The sequence below is a fragment of the Nocardia carnea genome (genome assembly GCF_029869215.1).
Classification (GTDB): domain Bacteria; phylum Actinomycetota; class Actinomycetes; order Mycobacteriales; family Mycobacteriaceae; genus Nocardia; species Nocardia carnea_B.
Window position 1 is genome coordinate 1 of sequence record NZ_JARWPM010000162.1, and the last position, 5,549, is coordinate 5,549.

4 protein-coding genes and 1 pseudogene are annotated in these 5,549 nt (G+C 70.2%); 3 read left to right on the plus strand and 2 right to left on the minus strand.

The window, feature by feature from the left end:
- Both QH276_RS10840 and QH276_RS10845 read right to left on the minus strand, forming a co-directional pair.
- A partial coding sequence (locus QH276_RS10840) for an AMP-binding protein (protein ID WP_280406716.1) occupies positions 1 to 513 on the minus strand: 513 nt, incomplete at its 3' end.
- Positions 497 to 3,283 carry a PEP/pyruvate-binding domain-containing protein gene (locus QH276_RS10845; protein ID WP_280400789.1) on the minus strand — a complete coding sequence of 929 codons (2,787 nt, stop codon included), beginning with the start codon at positions 3,281 to 3,283 and terminating at the stop codon, positions 497 to 499. The genes QH276_RS10845 and QH276_RS10840, both read right to left, overlap by 17 nt.
- Before the next feature lie 223 nt (positions 3,284 to 3,506).
- Here QH276_RS10845 and QH276_RS10850 point away from each other — a divergent pair, with 223 nt between their 5' ends.
- The 3 genes and pseudogenes from QH276_RS10850 to QH276_RS10860 all read left to right on the plus strand — a co-directional run.
- Positions 3,507 to 4,214 carry an ESX secretion-associated protein EspG gene (locus QH276_RS10850; RefSeq protein ID WP_280400788.1) on the plus strand — a complete coding sequence of 236 codons (708 nt, stop codon included), beginning with the start codon at positions 3,507 to 3,509 and terminating at the stop codon, positions 4,212 to 4,214.
- A gap of 75 nt (positions 4,215 to 4,289) precedes the next feature.
- Positions 4,290 to 4,664 (plus strand): hypothetical protein, encoded by a 375-nt coding sequence (locus QH276_RS10855; protein ID WP_280400787.1) that lies wholly within the window; start codon positions 4,290 to 4,292, stop codon positions 4,662 to 4,664.
- A gap of 151 nt (positions 4,665 to 4,815) precedes the next feature.
- A pseudogene (locus QH276_RS10860) lies at positions 4,816 to 5,549 on the plus strand (hypothetical protein); the annotation flags it as partial.

A 5,549-nucleotide genomic window follows, 5' to 3' on the forward strand; every position in this document is an offset into this window, starting at 1 on the left:
CCCCGACGTGAATTGCCGCCGGGCGCATTCGTCGGGTTCGGCGACCCCCCGCCGCGCCGGCGCGGCGGGTAGCGACTCCGGATCCACCACCACGGGTTCGTCGGTGCGCCCGGCCGCCGCGTGCGCCTGCCGGGCCAGCTCGCGGAATTCGATCGAGGTGAGCACCAGCAGCGGCCGGGCCTGCCGCAGAATCGACCCCACATGCGCCACGTACTGGTCGAGGTCGCCGTACATGGGCGGCGCGACCGGCGTGAACACTCCACCGCACGCCCACACCGCGTAGAACGCCGCGGCGCAAGGGAATCCGGTGGGCATGATCACGCAGACCCCCGCGCCCGCGCGCATCCCATGGTCTCGCATGAGGGCGGCGATCGACCAGCTCAGCGCCGCCAGATCGGCGTAACTGCGGTACTCCCAGCCGTTGCCCTCGTCGGCGAAATACACGCCGGTATCCGTCGCGGGGTGGACGAGCCAATCCCGTACCGCCGCCACCTTCTCATCCGGCTCCGTCACCGTGACCTCCTCCGGGCAGCACCGTCACCGTGCCCGCCGCTCCGTCCACCCGGATCCGCATTCCGGTCCGCAATTTCCTGCTGCTGCCCGGTACCTGCACCACCGTCGGCACGCCGAGTTCGCGGGCCACGATCGCGACATGGGTGAGCGGGCTCCCACGTTCGATCACCAGCGCCGACGCCGACGGCAGCGCCGCCACCCAGCCCGGGTCGGTGCGGTAGGCGACGAGGATTCCACCGGCCACATCGCGCGGCTCGTCCACCAGCACCGCGGTCCCCTCGACCACCCCTGCGGCCGACGGGGTTCCGGCCAGCACATCGCCGGGCACCGCCGCCGGCGTATCGGTCAGCGGAATCCAGCCCTGTGCGGCCAGTTCGGCATCCGTGAAATCGGGACCCACGGTGGTGAAACGCGCGGGCGCGACCAGTTCGGCGGCGGCGGTCCGCGCGATCTTGCGGGCCGTGATCCGGTCCGCCAGATCCGGCATCGGCACCTGGTCGTAGCAGTTCCGCAACTCGTCGACCGTCAGGTAGAAGACATCGGTGAATTCGCCGATGACGCCGCGCGCCGCGAGATCGCGGCCCATCACCCGGATCATCCGTTTGACCATGCCGAACGCCCGGGTCCGGCAGAAGCGCAAACGCTCCCGGTGCGCGGCGCAGCGCGCGGTTTTCCTGCGCACCCGGTCGTAGAGCCACCGGCGGATACCGCGGAGGTGTGCGTCGAGGTAGGCGTCGGGGTCGAGCGGCGCCGCGGCGCCCACCGGTTCCGGGGCGGCGATCCGGCCCAGCGCGCTGCGCAGCAGGACGAACAGCCCCGCCGGTTCCTCCCGCAGATCCGGGGCCTCCAGTTTCAGTTCGTCCACGCTGCGGTAGCCGTAGCGGTCGAGGTAGGAATCGATGTCGGTGAGGAATTCCCGGTAGCCGCCGGCGCGCAGGGCCGCGTACGTGAGGTCCGGGTCGGTCGAGAGCAGCAGAGCGGTGAGGTCCGGATCGGTGTGCGCGCGGCGGGCGAGCTCGGTCAGCGCGCGGGCGGGTTCCGCCGATTCGATCTCGGCGCCCGGGCCCACCAGCGCGTACAGCAGTGATTCCGGTGCCTGCGGCAGGAACGCCTTCGTCAGCAGGAACATGGTGCCGGTGAGGGTCAGCAGGATCGCGTCCAGCACCATCATCGGACCCCACCGCAGCACGAGGTCGCGATCCACCCGCCGGTAGGCGGCGTAGGCGTGTTCGCCGTGTACGTATTCCATGGCGTCGTAGCGGTCGTACACGCGATAGAACTCGGTACAGAATTCACGCATCATCGCGTCGATACCGAATATCCGGCGGATATACAGGGCGGTGGTGCGGCTCCGCGACCACACCCGCTGCGGCCACGAGCCGAAGGTGAAGGGGCGCAGAGTTTCCGCGAGTTCGTCGGGTAGCGGTTCGGCCACCCCGAGCGCCGCCTCCAGCACCTTGCGGTTCAGTGGATAGCCGGGTGCGATGCCCACCATCCGGTACCAGTGCAGCAGGTTGTAGTACACCCGGCCGTGGAAGCAGCCCAGCAGGTAGGGGGTCCAGGAATCCGTCTGCCGCACCTGATTTTCCGGCACACCCAGCGATTTCGCATAGCCGCGGTACACCCGGCCGTAGATACCGGCGGCCACGGTGAAGGTCAGCGGGGAGGTCAGCCCCTGGAAGCTTTCGATGATGTTGGAGTTGTCCCAGATCCGCAGGTCGCCCGGCGCCAGCGGCTCCCCGGCACCACGCAGTACGGCCGCGCCCGCCACCGGACCGGCCGGCAGCAGGCGCAGTCCGCGGTGGCCGCCCGGCGCGGATCGCCCGGCATCGGCAGGGTTTTCGCGCAGACCGGTGATCGGCCGGGCCTGCAGGAACCACAAACCCACGTCGTCGATCGCCCATTCGAAGTCCTGGGGACCACCCAGCGCCTCGGCCAGTCCACGGCCGCGGTCGGCGAGCAGGGTTACCTCCGCGTCCCCGAGCACGGCCGCGGTGCGCCGGTGCCCGGGCACATCCACCACCGCCAGACCCGCCCCGTCGGCGGGCACATACTCGATATCCTTGTCGCCCACGGTCCGCTCGACGACGGTCCCCGCCTCGTCCACCACCACCGTATCGGCGTCCACCGCGCCCGAAACCAGACCTTCCCCCAGCCCGTACACGGCACTCACCACGACCTGCGCCGCCGAACCCGTCGCCGGGTTCCGGGTGAACAGCACACCGCTGGCGCGCGCCGGGACGAACCGCTGTAACAGCACGGCGATCTCGGTAACCGGCGGCCGGCCGCGCGCGAACGCATACCGGACGACGCGATCGGAGAACCCGGACAGCCAGCAGTCCCGCACCCGCTCACCCAGTTCGGCCGGGCCGATGTTCAGATACGAATCGAACAGCCCGGCAAAGGAATCCGATTCGCCGTCCTCCCCGGCCACCGACGACCGCACCGCGAGCCGGTCGGCACCGAGCCGGCTGTGCGCGGCGGCGACGAGCTCCCGGATCCCACAGTCGTCGAATACTGTCTCCGCGCCCGCGATATCCGCTCGTATCCGCCGCGCCAATTCCAGCGCTGTCTCGAGATCACCGGCCTCGGCCAGTTCGCCGATCGGTTTCCGCAACCCGGCCGCGGCCACGAATTCCGCGAAAACATCGCTGCCCAGTACCCGCCAGTCCGGGACCCGGGCACCCGCGACACCCAGCGCGTACAGCCCCCGTGCCTTGCCGCCGCCGAAGGCCGCGATATCCGCTTCGCCGTCGCTCGCTCCGAGCACCCGCAAGAACCGACCTCCAAACCCCGTCCGCCGTGGCGGAACATCGCCGCCCGTTCCGCATGAGTAAACCCGAGGAATACCGGGTTTATCGCCCATTCGAAGCTTGTGTTAACCCACAAACTCCCGTCGAGCTCCGTCCGCGACCGGTGCGGATGAGCTCCGGCCGCCGGCACCCATTAGGCTGTTGTAGCCCGCGCAGGTTTCGGTGAGGATGTGATTCCGCGTGAGTTGGAGCCTGACCCCCGACGAGTTCGCGCATGTATGGCGCCAAGCCGACCTGGACCGGCTCCCCTATCCCCTTCGCGTCCTCGAAACCCCGCGCACCGAACGCGACGCCCGCGTCCTGCACGCCGACCTGGCCCGGCGCCTCCCCCCGGACCCCGACCTCGAAGCCTGCCTGCGCATCCTCGCCGCCCCGCACACCCGGGTGATCGCCATCGGCGGCGCCGCCGCACCGGGTCGCGAACTACGCGCCCTGGGGTGTGTCGTCTACGACCGCGCCGTCCTCGCCGTTCAGGAGCCGGGACGGACCGCGGAATTCGGCGGTACGGTAACGCTGTCCATCGGCCACCGCGCCAAACTCGGCGCCCGCCTGGCGGCGCTGCTCCCGGAATCCCCCGCCGGCCGTCAACCGGCGCGCACCGCCTCCACCGCGGCGGTCCGCGATACCGAAACCGTCGTGCAGCAGGAGCGCGCCGCCGCCCCGATCCGCAAACTGCTGTGCGCACCGCATACCGCCCGGGGGCATATCCGGATCGAAGCGCATCTCGATCTGCCGAAACCTCCCCCCGCGCTGCACTACACCTGGCTCGACCTCGAGAACGACGGCCGCTACCTGCTGAAGGCCGACGAAACCGTCCATATCGTGCCCGCCTCCACCGAACAACTCGCCACCCATCTGCAGAAGCGGATCCCCGCCGGAACCCGGTGATCAATCACCGACCCGCTGCCCGCGACCGCCGCTTGCGGTTAGGCTGAGCGGGACCGACGGAGGGGTACGCGTGTCATGCAGATCGAAGACAGTCGAGCCGAGATCGTCCGGTTCCGCCAGGCAGCCCATGCGGGAACCGTCAAGTTCGATCCGGAGGCGGCCCGCCGCTGCGCGGACTACTACGATCGGCAGGCCGATCAGCTGATCCAGTTACGGCAGCGCCTGGAAGACGCCGCCGACCCGCACGGTTTCGGCGGCCTGGTCTCCGCCCAGCAACTCCAGGCCGGTTTCGGCCACAAGGCCCGCGACGCCGCGGCCCTGCTCGACCACTACATCGAAGCCGCCTATCGGATGAAAGAGGCCTTCCTGATCAGCGGTGGCCTGTACGAGGAAGCCGACGCCGCGAACGCCGCGGCCCTGCGCGCCGTCGAAGCGAGGGTCACCCGGTGATACCGCCCGCCGCCGGCGTGCGCGGGCTGCGCCGATCGCCCTCGCCCGAACCGAAGGAGGGCCGCTCGCACCGGCCGTATATATCCGCCGGTCCGGAGGTCCGGAACCGCTGCCTCGGCCGCGGCGGAGCACCCGCTTGTGAGGAGGACCTGTGAGCGGCACCGATCCCGATTACATCAGCGCCATGGAACATTTCGAATCCATGCGCCACGAGGACATCTACCGCGCCACCCAGCAGATCGACGCCGGTGAGATCCTGCGCCTGTCCGGCACCTGGATGCACGCCGCCGCCACCCTGCAGAGTTCCTTCCCGCTCACTCGCGCCAGCACGAACCTGGTGATGAACGAAGCGGAATGGGAAGGCAAAGCCGCCGACGCCGCGGCCGCCTGCACTCGCAGCTTCGCCGAATCCATCGAGGAGCTGGCCGGTGTGATCGGCCAGGTCGGCCTGCGCCTGGGCGCGGTGGCCGCCGCCGCAGAAGCGGTGAAGATCGCGGTGGTCCCGCCCGGCGATTCCGGCCCCGTCGGCGCCCTGGCCCGCCTCTTGGAAGCCGCGAAGGTGATCGACGCGCATATGGTGCAGGAAGTCCTGCGCCAAGAAGCGATCCTCACCATGAACATGGTCTACAAACCCGCCTACACCGCCGCCGGCAGCGGCGTCCCCGCGCTCCCCGAACCCCCGGCTCCCCCCGGCGCCCTCCCCCCGCTGTCCCCGCCTCTCGCGACCCCACAGGTGGCCCCCGCCCCGACTTCCGAACCCGCGTCCACCGGGGCGGCGCCGGTAACCGAGAGTTACCGGCCCCCCCGGAAAAACGCCGAGCTTAACCCCAACCCGCCCCCCACCCCGCCGCCCCCGCCCGCAAACCCGGCACCGAACCGCAATCA